Genomic DNA, 13,152 nt, shown 5'->3' with positions numbered 1-13,152 from the left:
ATCTGTCGCCGCTCATGCCTAAAACACCGCTTGCCAGCCGTCCCCATGACCACTCTCACTGCGTGCACAGCGCACTGTCAGAGGCCGACGCCTTGTGCGCGCGCCAAGGCCTGCGCCTGACCGCCCTGCGTCGCCGGGTGCTGGAGCTGGTGTGGCAAAGCCACAAGCCGCTGGGTGCCTACGACATCCTCGGCGTGCTCAGCGAGCAAGATGGCCGCCGCGCCGCCCCACCCACGGTGTACCGCGCGCTGGACTTCCTGCTGGACAACGGCCTGGTGCACCGCATCTCCTCGCTCAACGCCTTTGTCGGCTGCAACCACCCGGAACACGCGCACCAGGGCCAGTTCCTGATTTGCCGCGAATGCCATGCCGCCATCGAGCTTGAGCAAAAAAGCATCAGCGACAGCATCATCAAGAGCGCCGGCGACGTCGGCTTCAAGGTCGAAGGGCAAACCGTCGAAGTCGTCGGTGTGTGCTCGGGCTGCCAGGGGGCTTGATGAGCACTGCGTTAATCCGCCTGGAGCAGGTCGGGGTCACGTTCGCCGGGCAAAACGTGCTGGACAACATCGCCCTGAGCGTCGAGCCGGGGCAGATCGTCACGCTGATCGGCCCCAACGGCGCTGGCAAGACCACCCTGGTGCGCGCCGTACTCGGCCTGCTCAAGCCCGACAGCGGCAGCGTGTGGCGCAAGCCCAAGCTGCGTGTCGGGTATATGCCGCAAAAGCTGCACGTGGACCCAACGTTGCCCCTGTCGGTGCTGCGCTTCCTGCGCCTGGTGCCCGGCGTGGACCGTGCCCGCGCACAGTCGGCCCTGAAGGAAGTCGGCGCCGAACAGGTGATCGACAGCCCGGTGCAAAGCATCTCCGGCGGCGAAATGCAGCGCGTGCTGCTGGCCCGCGCCTTGTTGCGCGAGCCGGAACTGCTGGTGCTGGATGAACCCGTGCAAGGCGTCGACGTAGCAGGACAAGCCGAGCTGTACAGCCTGATCACCCGTCTGCGCGACCGCCACGGCTGCGGCGTGCTGATGGTTTCCCACGACTTGCACTTGGTGATGAGCACCACCGACCAGGTGGTGTGCCTCAATCGCCACGTGTGCTGCTCCGGCCACCCGGAACAGGTCAGCGGCGACCCGGCTTTCGTCGAGCTGTTCGGCAAGAACGCCCAGAGCCTGGCGATTTATCACCACCATCACGACCACGCCCATGACTTGCATGGCGCCGTCGTGGACGACCCCGCCACACCTCACACCCACGTTCACGGAGATAGCTGCAAGCATGGCTGATTTTCTGCTCTACGCCCTGCTGGCAGGCTTGGCTTTGGCGCTGGTGGCGGGCCCACTGGGCTCGTTCGTGGTCTGGCGGCGCATGGCCTATTTTGGCGACACCTTGTCCCACGCCGCGCTGCTGGGCGTGGCCATGGGCTTTCTGCTGGACGTCAGCCCGACCATCGCCGTAACCGTCGGCTGCCTGCTGCTGGCGGTGCTGCTGGTGACCCTGCAACAGCGCCAGCCGCTGGCCTCCGATACGTTGCTCGGCATCCTGGCGCCGAGCACGTTGTCGCTGGGCCTGGTCGTGCTGAGCTTCATGCACGAAGTGCGCATCGACCTGATGGCCTATCTGTTCGGCGACCTGCTGGCGATCAGCCCCACCGACCTGGCCTGGATTCTCGGCGGCAGCGCGGCGGTGCTGGTGTTGCTGGTAACGCTGTGGCGCCCGCTGCTGGCAATCACCGTCCACGAAGAACTGGCCACCGTCGAAGGTTTGCCCGTGGCCGCGTTGCGCATGACCCTGATGTTGCTGATCGCCGTGGTGATTGCTGTCGCGATGAAGATTGTCGGCGTATTGTTGATCACATCGCTGCTGATCATCCCGGCCGCTGCGGCCCAGCGCCACGCCCGATCACCGGAGCAAATGGCGGTCGGCGCCAGCCTGTTGGGGATGCTTGCGGTGTGTGGTGGCCTGGCGCTGTCCTGGTTCAAGGACACCCCGGCCGGGCCGTCGATTGTGGTCACGGCGGCCGCCCTGTTTCTGCTGAGTTTTGTCCTGCCCCGTCGTGGGGTGTAGACTTGCTCGCTTTTTGCGCAATTAGAGAGTCGCAGGAATGAAGTTGTTCAACTCCCGTTATCTGCTCCTTGCCGCATTTTCCTTGCTGCTGGGCGCCTGCCAAAGCACCCCGCCCGCCGCCCCTGAGGCCCCGGACGCGCGCGCTGCGGCGATCGCACAGCTGGAGCAAAACCTCGCCAGCAGTGAACTGGCCACCGCCGAAGACGAACTTGCCGCGTTGCAGGCCCAGTCGCCCAACGACCCCGCGCTGGAGCCTTATCAGCGCCAACTGGCCGAAGCCTACCTGCAGCGCAGCCAGATCGTGCTGCAAAAAGGTGACGTCAACGCTGCCGCCACGGCCCTGAGCCGTGCACGGGCACTGATGCCCAAGGCGCCAGCGCTGACCGGTGGCGTCAACAGTGCAATCGCCCACGCCCGCAAAGCCGAGCTGGATAAAGCCGAGGCCGCCCTGAAAGCCGCCGAAGCCAAGCCGCCCGCCAGGGTCATCGACCCCGCAGCTGAAAGCACAACCGTTGCACTGAACCTCACCGATATTGAAGCGCTGCGCCACCAACTGGATGAGATCGCCACCGATGTGGTGAATTACCAGTGTGATGTGAGCATCCAGGCGCCGCGCACGGAAGATTACCCATGGCTGGCCACGTTGCTGACCAAACGGGTAAAACGCATCGATTCGGGGTATGACCTGAAGATTCACCGGCAGATTCTGAAGAAGGTCCCGGCGCAGGTTGTGCTGATTCCGCGCAAGACTGAATAAAGCATCGCCGGCAAGCCAGCTCCCACACTTGAATGTATTCACAATTCAAAATGTGGGAGCTGGCTTGCCGGCGATAGCGGTCTAACAAACAACCAATAGCTTAAGCCGGAACAGCTTTGGCCTTAGGCTCCCGATCCCAGACCCGATGCTGGGCAATCGCGGCAAAAAACGCCTTCAACGCCTTCGCATCACCGCCCACGATCAACCCCGCATCCGCCTCAAGCTTCAGCACATCCAGCAACTGCTTCGCCTCACCGGCCAAGGCGATCGCCTTCAGGTGCTTGTACGCTTCAAGCAGGTAATGCAACGCCACACCATCACCGCTCAACGCCTGCACCGACTTCGCGCCGCCCGGCACAAACACCGCGTCGAACGCCACCGACGGCAAGCCTTCCATGGACGCATCCACCGGCAGGCTCTTGCCATCCGCCGTGGTCACCGGTGCCGACGTAGGCCCCAGCAGCTTCGCATGTGCTCCCGCAGCCTCAAGGGCCTTTTTCAACGCATCAATCGCAGCACCATCAACACCGTTCGCCGCCAGAATCGCTACTTTCCGAGTCTTGATATCACCCGACAGCAAGTTGGCCTGGCTCAAGGCTGGCGAACGTTCCGGAGACGTCTTGCGCTCCGGCACGGTGCCCTTCTTCGGCGCCGGCAAGCCCAGGTTCTGCGCCACGCGCTTGGCCAGCTCCAGGTCGATGTTGGCGAGGATCTCATTCACCTGGCGAGCGCGGATAAACTCACGCTCCACCTTGCCCAGCTCGAAGCTGTAGGCGGCGATGATGTGCTCCTGCTCGTGCTTGCTCATGCTGCGGAAAAACAGCCGCGCCTGGGAGAAGTGATCGCCGAACGACTCGCTCCGCTCACGGATCTTGTGGGCATCGATACGCTCTGGATAGGTCTCAAAACCACCGTCCTGCGCCGCAGGCGGGGTCTCTTTCGGCCAGCCACCGTCAATCGAATTCGGCTCGTATGCCGCGCGGCCCTTGTCGATGGTGGTGCGGTGCATGGCATCCCGCTGGCCGTTGTGGAACGGCGCTACCGGACGGTTGATCGGCAGCTCGTGAAAGTTCGGCCCGCCCAGTCGGCTGATCTGCGTGTCGGTGTAGGAAAACAGCCGACCTTGCAGCAGCGGGTCATTGGAGAAGTCGATGCCCGGTACGATATGCCCCGGGCAGAACGCCACTTGCTCGGTCTCGGCGAAGTAGTTGTCCGGGTTGCGGTTGAGCACCATCTTGCCCAGCGGCGTAATCGGTACCAGCTCTTCGGGGATCAGCTTGGTCGGGTCGAGGATGTCGAAGTCGAACTTGTGCTCGTCTTCTTCAGCGATGATCTGCACACCCAATTCCCATTCCGGGTAATCGCCGCCTTCGATGGATTCCCACAGGTCGCGACGGTGGAAGTCGGTGTCTTTACCCGCAAGCTTCTGCGCCTCGTCCCACACCAGGGAACAGGTGCCGACGGTAGGCCGCCAGTGGAATTTGACGAAGTTGGATTTGCCCTCGGCATTCACCAGGCGGAACGTGTGCACACCAAAACCCTGCATGGTCCGCAGGCTTTTTGGAATCGCGCGGTCAGACATGGCCCAAATCACCATGTGCGCCGACTCCGGCTGCAGCGAGACAAAATCCCAGAACGTATCGTGAGCCGAGCCGCCGGTAGGAATCTCGTTGTGGGGCTCAGGTTTTACCGCATGCACGAAGTCAGGAAACTTGATCGCGTCCTGAATGAAAAATACCGGCATGTTGTTGCCCACCAGGTCGAAGTTGCCTTCGTCGGTGAAGAACTTCACGGCAAAACCACGCACGTCACGCACGGTATCGCCGGAACCGCGAGGGCCCTGCACCGTGGAGAACCGCGCAAATACCGGGGTTTTATGCTCAGGGTTACGCAGGAAGCCGGCCTTGGTCAGCGCCGAATGGTTTTCATAGGTCTGGAAATAACCATGGGCGCCGGTACCGCGGGCATGGACGATGCGCTCCGGGATGCGCTCATGGTCAAAGTGCGTGATTTTCTCACGCATGATGAAGTCTTCCAGCAGCGAGGGGCCACGGGAGCCGACCTTCAAGCTGTTCTGGTTATCGGAAACCTTCACGCCCTGGTTGGTGCGCAGCGCCTGGCCGGTCGCGTCGGAGCGGAATGTTTCCAGGCTTTGCAGCTTGGCGTTGGTGTTGCCACGGTCCAGCGTGTCGGTACCCGCAAGTTCGCTCTTGGGCGGGGTGACTGGCTTTTTAGTGCTCATCAGACAAAAACTCCTCGTTTGCGTAGGCCAGAGCGATCCCCGGCTCTTCTTGAGCAAAACCCCAGGCACGGCACCCGGGAATTTCGAGTTGCTTAAGTAGTGACTGACACGGTTTTGGACCGTTCCTTTTTTATGACCTTTGATCGCGTTATTGCCAAATCGCTGGTCAGATGAGAAATAAATGCTAAGAAACACTATACGGACAGGCTAAAATGCGCGCCCGGCTAACCGCTGATCCCTTTTTAATGCGCCCCACAAGGTTCGCTACGTGATCGAGTTTCATAACGTCCATAAAACCTACCGGGTCGCCGGTAAGGATATCCCCGCGCTGCATCCCACCAACCTGCGCGTCGAAAATGGCCAGGTGTTTGGTCTGATCGGCCATTCCGGTGCGGGAAAAAGTACCCTGCTGCGTCTGATCAACCGCCTGGAGCAGCCCAGCGGCGGCCAGATCAAGGTCGATGACGAAGAAGTCACCGCCCTGGATGCCAACGGCCTGCGCCGTTTCCGGCAACAGGTCGGGATGATCTTCCAGCACTTCAACCTGCTGGCGTCCAAGACCGTCTCTGACAACGTGGCACTGCCGCTGACCCTCGCCGGCGAACTTTCCCGCAAGGAAATCGACCTGCGGGTGGCCGAACTGCTGGCCCGGGTCGGCCTGTCTGACCACGCCAGGAAATACCCGGCGCAGTTGTCCGGCGGCCAGAAGCAGCGCGTCGGCATCGCCCGCGCCCTGGCTACCAAGCCAAAGATCCTGCTGTGCGACGAAGCCACCAGCGCCCTCGACCCGCAAACCACGGCCTCGGTCCTGCAACTGCTGGCCGAGATCAACCGCGAGTTGAAGCTGACCATCGTGCTGATCACCCATGAAATGGACGTGATCCGCCGAGTCTGCGACCACGTGGCCGTGATGGATGCCGGTGTGATCGTCGAGCAAGGCACCGTCGCCGACGTATTCCTGCACCCCAAGCACCCGACCACCAAGCGTTTCGTGCAAGAGTCCGAGCAGGTTGATGAAGGCGAGCAGCGCGATGACTTCGCCCACGTCCCGGGCCGCATCGTGCGCCTGACGTTCCAGGGCGAAGCGACCTACGCGCCGCTGCTGGGTACCGTCGCCCGCGACACGGGTGTGGACTACAGCATCCTCGCCGGTCGTATCGACCGCATCAAAGACATTCCCTACGGGCAACTGACCCTGGCCGTCACCGGTGGTGACATGGAGGCCGCGTTCGCCGCCTTCACCGCGGCAGACGTCCATATGGAGGTGCTGCGCTAATGGAAATCCTGTTGAGCTTTTTCTCGAACATCGACTGGTCGGAAATCCTGCTGGCCACCGGCGACACCATGACCATGCTGTTCGGCTCGCTGCTGTTCACCGTGCTGCTGGGCTTGCCGCTGGGCGTGTTGCTGTTCCTGTGCAGCCCGCGCCAGTTGTTTGAACAGAAGAACCTGTACGCCTTGCTGTCGCTGATCGTGAACATCCTGCGTTCGCTGCCATTCATCATTCTGTTGATCGTGATGATTCCGTTCACGGTGCTGATCACCGGCACCTCGCTGGGGGTGGCCGGTGCCATTCCGCCGCTGGTGGTAGGCGCCACGCCGTTCTTTGCGCGCCTGGTGGAAACCGCGTTGCGTGAAGTGGACCGCGGGATTATCGAAGCGACCCAGGCCATGGGCGCCACGACCCGGCAGATCATCACCAACGCCTTGTTGCCCGAAGCCCGCCCCGGCATCTTCGCGGCGATTACGGTGACGGCGATTACACTGGTGTCCTACACGGCCATGGCCGGTGTGGTCGGTGCCGGTGGCCTGGGTGACCTGGCGATCCGTTTCGGTTATCAACGCTTCCAGACCGACGTGATGGTGGTCACCGTGGTGCTGCTGTTGATCCTGGTGCAAATTCTGCAAACCGTCGGCGACAAGCTGGTGGTGCACTTTTCTCGAAAATAACGGCTATTGCCGGCGCGAAGCCGGCCAATACCCGAACAAGGAGCTTGTTGAATGAAAAAACTACTGGTTGCTTTCGCCGCCGTTGCCGCGTTTTCCGCCCACGCCGCCGAAACCCTGACCGTGGCTGCGTCCCCGGTGCCTCACGCTGAAATCCTCGAATTCGTGAAGCCGGCACTGGCCAAAGAAGGCGTGGACCTGCAAGTGAAAGTCTTCACCGACTACGTTCAGCCAAACGTACAGGTGGCCGAAAAGCGCCTGGACGCCAACTTCTTCCAACACCAGCCGTACCTGGATGAATTCAACAAAGCCAAGGGCACTCACCTGGTGAGCGTTGGCGCTGTGCACCTTGAGCCTCTGGGCGCTTACTCCAGCAAGTACAAAAAGCTGGAAGAGCTGCCAAGCGGCGCCAACGTCGTGATCCCGAACGACGCCACCAACGGTGGCCGTGCGCTGTTGCTGCTGGCCAAGCACAACCTGATCACCCTGAAGGACCCGACCAACATCCTGTCGACCATCAAGGACATCACCGGTAACCCGAAAAACCTGAAATTCCGCGAACTGGAAGCCGCCACCCTGCCGCGCGTGCTGACCCAGGTCGACCTGGCGCTGATCAACACCAACTACGCGCTGGAAGCCAAGCTGGATCCGTCCAAGGACGCCCTGGTGATCGAAGGCAATGACTCGCCTTACGTGAACATCCTGGTGACCCGCGAAGACAACAAGGACTCGGATGCAGTGAAGAAGCTGGTTGCAGCCCTGCACACCCCGGAAGTGAAAGCCTTCATTCTTGAGAAGTACAAAGGCGCGATCCTGCCGGCGTTCTGATCCAGAGCTGAAACCCCGATCTTCCAAACACTGGAGATCAAATGTGGGAGCTGGCTTGCCTGCGATGGCATCGCTGCGGTGTATCAGTAACACCGCGCCGCCTGTATCGCAGGCAAGCCAGCTCCCACACTTTTAATCGCTACACGCCCGGCAACACCTTGGGCATATCGCGCAGCCGGATCCACGGCTCATTGCGCCACCGCAGCACACTCAAACTCACCGTCGACCAGGCCAACCAACTCAGGGCCGGGCTTTCGCTTGCCTGCTGTTTGTCGCGCAGGGCGGGCACCACTTCGTGAGTCAGCCATTGGCGCAGGGCGCGGTTTTCGGGGCAGTAGTGATAGATCAACATCGCGTAAACCCCGGATTCGCTGAGCATCAACGTCGGCGCAGCCCGGCGGTGGGTGGTCGCGGTCAGTGTTTGTTGTTGGTCAGGATCGAGCTTGCGCAGCAAGGCTTCATTGAGATGCAGGCCCATCAGATGGCCGATGTCCCGGGCACTGAACCAGGCTTGGGCGTCAATGAGGATGGCGTGCAGTTGCTGGTGATGGCGGGTGAATACTTCGGGGGTGCAGGGTGGGTCGGGGGTAAGCATTTTCATTTCGACAACTCCGGGTATGCATGGGAGCTGCCAACGGCCTTCCTACGGGCTTGGGTGGCAGCCATACGCGGGGTAGGAACCGAGTACCCAGGGATCTCGGCCACGTCGAAACGTGCCCGCGCATAGCCGCCGCGACTGATACTACGGGCGCAAAAAAAACGCCGCAATCAGACGATGGCGCTATTACGCCGAGGGTACATAAAAGGGTTCCTACGCCCTGTCACTGAATTTGCAGCGACAGGGCAAAGACTAGTCAGTCGACGCACGCCAAACAAGTTCGCGCCGACCGCTACACGTTGCGGGAAAAGTCCGACGACATGACTTTAATGCCGTGCACATAACCAATGTGGAGCGGGCTTACTGTGGTGAGCGGGCTTGCCCCGCGCTGGGCTGCGAAGCAGCCCCATCGATCTGTGGTGAATCCGACGGGGGACAAGCCCCCTCACCACAGCAAGCCAGCTCCCACAGTTGCGCCATGGTGCCAGCACGACAAGTGACAGGCTTATTTACGCTGCAACAACCCCGGGAACTGCGCCACCAGCTTCTGGTTGTTCAATGGCGCACGAATAAACCCGCGCTGCGTCCCATCCGGTCCGATCAGCGCCAGGTTGCCGCTGTGGTCGACGGTGTAGTTGGGCTTGCTGGTGTCCGCCGGAATAAACGGAATGCTCACCGCGTTCGAAACCTTCTGCACATCGTCCACATTCGCGCCGGTCAGCCCTTCGAACTGCGGATCGAAGTAGCCCAGGTACTGTTTAAGCTGCGCCGGCGTATCACGATTCGGGTCAACGCTGACCAAAATCACCTGCAACTTATCCACAACGTCTTTAGGCAGTTCGCTCTTGATCTGGCGCAACTGGGCGAGGGTGGTCGGGCAGATGTCCGGGCAGAAGGTGTAGCCGAAGAACAACAGGCTCCATTTGCCCTTCAGCTCATTGACCACCACCGGCTGGCCGTCCTGGTTGGTCATGGTCACGGGCGGCAGCTGGCGGCTTTGCGGCAGCAGGATGATGCCCGCGTCGATCAAGGCCGTCGGGTCGCCCTGGCCTTTGCCGCTCAGTACTTTGTTGACGGTCAGGCCCATGATCAACGCGACGATGGCCACCAGAATGAAGACAGTTTTTTGAGTTCGAGTCATAGGTTCAACAATAGGTAATGGTCTACGAGCAGGGCGATAAACAGCATGAACAGGTACCCAATAGAGTACTTGAAGGTGTTGATCGCCGCGTGCGGCCGACTGCCACGGTACAGCACCCAGGCCCATTGCAGAAAGCGCCCGCCCAGAACCAGCGCACACACCAGGTACAGCACGCCGCTCATGTGGATGACATAGGGCATCAGGCTGACCGCCAGCAGGGCGAAGGTGTAGAGCAGGATATGCACCTTGGTGTAGTGCTCGCCGTGAGTCACGGGCAGCATCGGGATGTCGGCCTTGGCGTATTCCTCCTTGCGGTGAATCGCCAGGGCCCAGAAGTGCGGAGGCGTCCAGGCGAAGATGATCAGCACCAGCAGCAACGGCTCGGCACTGACGTGGCCGGTGACAGCGACCCAACCCAGCAACGGCGGCGCGGCGCCGGCAAGGCCACCGATGACGATGTTCTGCGGCGTGGCACGCTTGAGGAAGCCGGTGTAGATCACCGCGTAGCCCAACAGCGAAGCCAGGGTCAGCCACGCGGCCAGCGGGTTGGTAAACGCCAGCAGCAGCGCCAGCCCGGCCACCGCCAGCACCATCGCGAAAACAAGCGCCGCCACAGGCGATACGCGCCCTTCCGCCAGCGGGCGTTTATGGGTGCGCGCCATCAGCGCATCGATGCGCCGGTCCACCACATGGTTGACCGCCGCCGCGCCACCGGCACACAGGGCAATGCCCAGATTGCCGAAAATCAGCACCGGCCACGGCACCCCGGCGCGGGTGGCGAGGAACATGCCCACCAGCGAGGTGATAAGCATCAGCACCACTACTTTTGGCTTGGTCAGCTCCAGGTAGTCACGCCAGATCGCCTGGCTGTGACGCTCGCCGATCAAGGTCGCCATGGCATCTCTCCTTTTATTGTTATGAGGCCCGACACGTGTTTACGCGGGCTGAAGCGCCAGCCGAACGGCAACTGATGCCGCACCCGGACCAGGCTGGTACGGGCGTGGTAATTGACCAGCACCAGCGTCAGCAGCAACGCTGCGCCGCCGGCGTTATGGGCGACTGCAACCGGCAGCGGCAGGTGGAAATACACGTTGCTCAGCCCCAGGCATATTTGCGCCGCCAGGGCGATCAGCAACAGGCCAGCCAGGCGGGTCATACCGACCACCTTGAGCTGCCAGGCCAGGCCCAGCAGCACGACGGTGACCAGCAGCGCGCCAATCCGGTGGGTCAGGTGAATTGCCGTGCGCGCGTCACTGTCCAGTTGGCCGCCGAGGTAATTAGGGCCTATGTGCTGGGTCAAGTGGAAACCATTGGCGAAATCCGCCGCCGGCCACCATTGGCCGTGACAGGTCGGCAGGTCGATACAGGCCACCGCCGCGTAGTTGGAGCTGACCCATCCACCCAGGGCAATCTGGCCGATCACCAGCACCAGCCCGGCCGTGGCCCAGTACTGCAAACGCCTTGGCACGATCAGCGCCGGCAACACGCCGGACAGGCGCAGTGTCAGCAAGAACAGCAGGCTCAACGTCGCAAACCCGCCCAATAAATGCCCGGTGACCACCTGCGGCCAGAGCTTCAGCGTCACCGTCCACATCCCGAACGCCGCCTGGGCAAACACCACCGCCAGCAGGAACAACGGCAGCTTCAACGGCTGCCCCGGATGATACCGATGGGTCCAGGCGCGCGCTGCCAGCAGGACGATCAGCAACCCGAGGGTGCCGGCGAAATAGCGGTGGGTCATCTCGTTCCAACCCTTGTCCGCCTCTACCGGCGCGTCCGGGTAATGCAGTTCGGCATGGGCCAACTGGGCTTCGCTCTTCGGCACGCTGATAAAGCCGTAGCACCCCGGCCAGTCCGGGCAACCGAGGCCTGCGTGGGTCAGGCGGGTATAGGCACCCAGCAGCACTACGATCAGCGCCAGCAGGGTGGCAAACAACGCGAGGCGAAATCCAGGTTTGGCCATGACGGTGTCCTTATCCGATGTTCGACAGCTTCAGCAGCAGGCGCAGGTCGTTGAGCAGGTCCTTGCCCTTGACCCGGGCGTCGTAGCGCAGCACCAGGTTGCCGTGGGGGTCGACGATCCACAGCTGGGCATCGCCGCTGCCTTGAGCGGCGGCGTCTTTGTTGAAGGTCGAGAGGTCCAGGGAGTAGCGCTGCAGTTGCGGGTATTCGGCCTTGAGCCTGGCGTCGTAGTCGGTGCTCACCGGCTGCGCGCTGGCCAGGGCGTGGCTGGCGCGGGAAGCATCACGGCCCAGGCCGATTTGCAGCTGGCGCGCCAGGTACACCAATTGCTGGCAGTCAGCTGCGCAGGCAGTGGGCGCCGTGACCAGCAGTTGCCAGCGGTCTTCGTCGGCCTGTACGCCAATGTCGGCACGGGTCTGGCCATTGCCGATCATCTCGCCGTGGTAGCTGCGGCTGTCCGGCACCCAGAACTGCAACTTGTACATGAAGGTGGCGAGCACCATTGGGCCGACCACCATCAGCAGGATCAGGATCAGTTGCCAGCGCCCCTTGCGCCGGTTGGGCGCTGCCGGCGCGTCAGACATGTTGAGTGGATTCATGGCCGCTCCCATGGCGCTTCTCCTTTTTTGTGTTGTGCCATCCGAGGTAGAGGTAAAGACCGAACAGCGCCACCGCCATGGCGAACCACTGCACGGCATAGCCCAGGTGTTTTTCCGGGCCCATGGCGACCACGGGCCAGTTGGTTTCGTAGGTGGCCGTGCCCGCTTCAGCACGCACTTCATAGGCGAATCCGCTGCGATCCAACTCGGCCCACAACGCTTCGGGATGCAGTGCAGTCAGCAATCGCGGCCACTTTGCGCCCGCCGGATCGGCGTGCAGCTGGAAGGTCTCGCCCGGGGCCACATAGACCCAGGCGTCGACATTCAGCGGTTGTTCGGGGGTAGTGAACACGGGCGGCGTGCGCCGGTCCGGCCAGGGCAGCCAGCCGCGGTTGAGAAGCAGCCACTGGCCGCTGGCCTGATCATGGAACGGTTGCAGCAACTCGACACCGACCTTGCCGTCCCGAAAGCGGTTGTCCAGCAATACGCTGTGCTCGGCGTCGAACTGCCCGCGCAAGTGCACGCGGCGGAAGGCCGGGTCTTCGGTGGCCTGCAGTTGCGTACTGCTCATGGGCTCGGCGGCGCGACGCTCGGCGTAGGTTTCCAGCAACGCCTGTTTTTTATGGCCGCGCGACAGCTGCCAAAATCCGAGGGACACCAACAGTGGCAGCAGCACAAGCACCACCAGCGTCGGCGCGATACCGGGGCGAAAGGGTTTCATGGCATTGCCGCAGAGGTCGGTGCTGCGCTGGCTATACTGAATCTCATTGCTCGCCCCCTCCAAAAAAGAGCCCCGGAGCCCACCATGCTCAAAGCAGCCATTGCCCTGATGCTGATTGCTACCGTCGTGAGCCTGTTCAGTGGCTTGTTCTTTCTGGTCAAGGACGAGGGCAACTCCAACCGCCTCGTCACTGCCTTGACCGTGCGTGTGGTGCTGGCCGTGATCACCCTGGGGTTGATCACCTGGGGGTTCTTCAGCGGCCAGCTGGTGTCTCATGCGCCTTGGTGAAACACC

The 13,152-nt window shown here is 62.0% G+C and carries 15 protein-coding genes; 8 read left to right on the top strand and 7 right to left on the bottom strand.

The features are described from left to right. Window positions 1-14 precede the first annotated feature (14 nt). The 4 genes from JFV30_RS29390 to JFV30_RS29375 are packed head-to-tail and all read left to right on the top strand — an operon-like array spanning window position 15 to window position 2,820. On the top strand, window positions 15-497 hold the full coding sequence (locus tag JFV30_RS29390) for a Fur family transcriptional regulator (RefSeq protein ID WP_003214819.1): 483 nt from the start codon (window positions 15-17) through the stop codon (window positions 495-497). Then, window positions 497-1,282 carry a zinc ABC transporter ATP-binding protein ZnuC gene (gene znuC / locus JFV30_RS29385; protein ID WP_010168633.1) on the top strand — a complete coding sequence of 262 codons (786 nt, stop codon included), beginning with the start codon at window positions 497-499 and terminating at the stop codon, window positions 1,280-1,282. The genes JFV30_RS29390 and znuC overlap by 1 nt, the downstream gene beginning before the upstream one ends. Continuing rightward, window positions 1,275-2,063 (top strand): zinc ABC transporter permease subunit ZnuB, encoded by a 789-nt coding sequence (gene znuB / locus JFV30_RS29380; protein ID WP_010168631.1) that lies wholly within the window; start codon window positions 1,275-1,277, stop codon window positions 2,061-2,063. The genes znuC and znuB overlap by 8 nt, the downstream gene beginning before the upstream one ends. 37 nt (window positions 2,064-2,100) lie before the next feature. Further along, a complete protein-coding gene (locus JFV30_RS29375; RefSeq protein ID WP_010168629.1) occupies window positions 2,101-2,820 on the top strand; it encodes a PA5502 family lipoprotein in 720 nt (239 codons plus the stop codon). A gap of 100 nt (window positions 2,821-2,920) precedes the next feature. Here the strand turns inward: JFV30_RS29375 and katE are convergent, their stop codons facing one another. After that, on the bottom strand, window positions 2,921-5,062 hold the full coding sequence (gene katE / locus JFV30_RS29370) for a catalase HPII (protein ID WP_201125806.1): 2,142 nt from the start codon (window positions 5,060-5,062) through the stop codon (window positions 2,921-2,923). A 268-nt stretch (window positions 5,063-5,330) separates the two neighbouring features. Here katE and JFV30_RS29365 point away from each other — a divergent pair, with 268 nt between their 5' ends. From JFV30_RS29365 to JFV30_RS29355, 3 genes are read left to right on the top strand one after another with little or no spacing between them, the layout of a single operon-like run. Further along, on the top strand, window positions 5,331-6,338 hold the full coding sequence (locus tag JFV30_RS29365; protein WP_201125805.1) for an ATP-binding cassette domain-containing protein: 1,008 nt from the start codon (window positions 5,331-5,333) through the stop codon (window positions 6,336-6,338). Continuing rightward, window positions 6,338-7,012, top strand: coding sequence for a methionine ABC transporter permease (locus JFV30_RS29360; protein WP_010168623.1), 675 nt, complete (start codon window positions 6,338-6,340; stop codon window positions 7,010-7,012). Before JFV30_RS29365 ends, JFV30_RS29360 begins: the two co-directional genes overlap by 1 nt. A gap of 51 nt (window positions 7,013-7,063) precedes the next feature. Then, a complete protein-coding gene (locus JFV30_RS29355; protein ID WP_177043559.1) occupies window positions 7,064-7,837 on the top strand; it encodes a MetQ/NlpA family ABC transporter substrate-binding protein in 774 nt (257 codons plus the stop codon). A 139-nt stretch (window positions 7,838-7,976) separates the two neighbouring features. Here the strand turns inward: JFV30_RS29355 and JFV30_RS29350 are convergent, their stop codons facing one another. The 6 genes from JFV30_RS29350 to JFV30_RS29325 all read right to left on the bottom strand — a co-directional run bounded on the left by JFV30_RS29350 (window position 7,977) and on the right by JFV30_RS29325 (window position 12,858). After that, window positions 7,977-8,438, bottom strand: coding sequence for a BRO-N domain-containing protein (locus tag JFV30_RS29350; protein WP_201125804.1), 462 nt, complete (start codon window positions 8,436-8,438; stop codon window positions 7,977-7,979). A 502-nt stretch (window positions 8,439-8,940) separates the two neighbouring features. Continuing rightward, window positions 8,941-9,576, bottom strand: coding sequence for an SCO family protein (locus JFV30_RS29345; protein WP_201125803.1), 636 nt, complete (start codon window positions 9,574-9,576; stop codon window positions 8,941-8,943). Continuing rightward, window positions 9,573-10,472: a heme o synthase gene (cyoE, locus tag JFV30_RS29340; protein WP_201125802.1), complete on the bottom strand. Its 900-nt coding sequence runs from the start codon at window positions 10,470-10,472 to the stop codon at window positions 9,573-9,575. Before cyoE ends, JFV30_RS29345 begins: the two co-directional genes overlap by 4 nt. Continuing rightward, the gene (locus JFV30_RS29335; protein ID WP_201125801.1) at window positions 10,460-11,539 is read right to left on the bottom strand and encodes a COX15/CtaA family protein; all 1,080 of its coding nucleotides are present in this window, start codon (window positions 11,537-11,539) and stop codon (window positions 10,460-10,462) included. The genes cyoE and JFV30_RS29335 overlap by 13 nt, the downstream gene beginning before the upstream one ends. A gap of 10 nt (window positions 11,540-11,549) precedes the next feature. After that, window positions 11,550-12,149: a hypothetical protein gene (locus JFV30_RS29330; RefSeq protein WP_201125800.1), complete on the bottom strand. Its 600-nt coding sequence runs from the start codon at window positions 12,147-12,149 to the stop codon at window positions 11,550-11,552. Beyond that, the gene (locus JFV30_RS29325; protein WP_201125799.1) at window positions 12,115-12,858 is read right to left on the bottom strand and encodes an SURF1 family protein; all 744 of its coding nucleotides are present in this window, start codon (window positions 12,856-12,858) and stop codon (window positions 12,115-12,117) included. Before JFV30_RS29325 ends, JFV30_RS29330 begins: the two co-directional genes overlap by 35 nt. Before the next feature lie 84 nt (window positions 12,859-12,942). Here JFV30_RS29325 and JFV30_RS29320 point away from each other — a divergent pair, with 84 nt between their 5' ends. Continuing rightward, on the top strand, window positions 12,943-13,146 hold the full coding sequence (locus tag JFV30_RS29320) for a twin transmembrane helix small protein (RefSeq protein WP_010168612.1): 204 nt from the start codon (window positions 12,943-12,945) through the stop codon (window positions 13,144-13,146). The last annotated feature ends 6 nt before the right edge of the window (window positions 13,147-13,152 follow it).

The sequence above is a fragment of the Pseudomonas sp. TH32 genome, from assembly GCF_016650855.1.
GTDB lineage: Bacteria > Pseudomonadota > Gammaproteobacteria > Pseudomonadales > Pseudomonadaceae > Aquipseudomonas.
The sequence above is the reverse complement of the archived record's forward strand: the minus strand, read 5'-3'. Positions and strand labels throughout refer to the sequence as shown.

Bases quoted from the DNA above. Each gene is read 5' to 3' on its own strand.
- JFV30_RS29335 (WP_201125801.1), bottom strand. From the start codon at position 11,539: ATGGCCAAACCTGGATTTCGCCTCGCGTTGTTTGCCACCCTGCTGGCG.
- JFV30_RS29375 (WP_010168629.1), top strand. From the start codon at position 2,101: ATGAAGTTGTTCAACTCCCGTTATCTGCTCCTTGCCGCATTTTCCTTG.
- JFV30_RS29390 (WP_003214819.1), top strand. From the start codon at position 15: ATGCCTAAAACACCGCTTGCCAGCCGTCCCCATGACCACTCTCACTGC.
- cyoE (WP_201125802.1), bottom strand. From the start codon at position 10,472: ATGGCGACCTTGATCGGCGAGCGTCACAGCCAGGCGATCTGGCGTGAC.
- JFV30_RS29320 (WP_010168612.1), top strand. From the start codon at position 12,943: ATGCTCAAAGCAGCCATTGCCCTGATGCTGATTGCTACCGTCGTGAGC.
- JFV30_RS29325 (WP_201125799.1), bottom strand. From the start codon at position 12,858: ATGAAACCCTTTCGCCCCGGTATCGCGCCGACGCTGGTGGTGCTTGTG.
- znuB (WP_010168631.1), top strand. From the start codon at position 1,275: ATGGCTGATTTTCTGCTCTACGCCCTGCTGGCAGGCTTGGCTTTGGCG.
- JFV30_RS29350 (WP_201125804.1), bottom strand. From the start codon at position 8,438: ATGAAAATGCTTACCCCCGACCCACCCTGCACCCCCGAAGTATTCACC.
- JFV30_RS29360 (WP_010168623.1), top strand. From the start codon at position 6,338: ATGGAAATCCTGTTGAGCTTTTTCTCGAACATCGACTGGTCGGAAATC.
- znuC (WP_010168633.1), top strand. From the start codon at position 497: ATGAGCACTGCGTTAATCCGCCTGGAGCAGGTCGGGGTCACGTTCGCC.
- JFV30_RS29330 (WP_201125800.1), bottom strand. From the start codon at position 12,149: ATGGGAGCGGCCATGAATCCACTCAACATGTCTGACGCGCCGGCAGCG.
- JFV30_RS29355 (WP_177043559.1), top strand. From the start codon at position 7,064: ATGAAAAAACTACTGGTTGCTTTCGCCGCCGTTGCCGCGTTTTCCGCC.
- JFV30_RS29345 (WP_201125803.1), bottom strand. From the start codon at position 9,576: ATGACTCGAACTCAAAAAACTGTCTTCATTCTGGTGGCCATCGTCGCG.
- katE (WP_201125806.1), bottom strand. From the start codon at position 5,062: ATGAGCACTAAAAAGCCAGTCACCCCGCCCAAGAGCGAACTTGCGGGT.